This window comes from Bacillus sp. 05T31, assembly GCF_056396725.1.
Genome location: NZ_JBFTMA010001497.1, coordinates 1 through 372, shown reverse-complemented (window position 1 = coordinate 372; position 372 = coordinate 1). Strand labels below are relative to the sequence as shown.

1 pseudogene is annotated in these 372 nt (G+C 34.1%); it reads left to right on the top strand.

The window, feature by feature from the left end:
* Positions 1-372: pseudogene (locus AC1DJR_RS34045) on the top strand (penicillin-binding protein); the annotation flags it as partial.

Sequence of the window (372 nt, the reverse complement as noted above, 5' to 3'; positions counted from 1 at the left end):
ACTTAAGACGAAGTCGCGTTACAGAAGTAGAATTGGCAGAATTAACAGCACAAGATTTAAAGGTGTTAGCTATTAAAAGTAAAATGAGTTCAGGTTATCAACTGACACCACAAATTATAAAAAAAGCTGTGACAGATCAAGAATATGCGCGGATAAGTGAAAAACTTGCGGAGTTTCCAGGAGTAGATACAACAGTTGATTGGGAACGTAATTATGTAAATGGTAATTTATTTCGTTCCGTGTTAGGTAATATTACAAGTAGTGAAGAAGGATTACCGAAAGAAAACTTAGATTCTTATTTGGTACGTGGATATAACCGTAATGACCGTGTAGGAAAAAGTTATATTGAACAACGATATGAAGATATGAAGA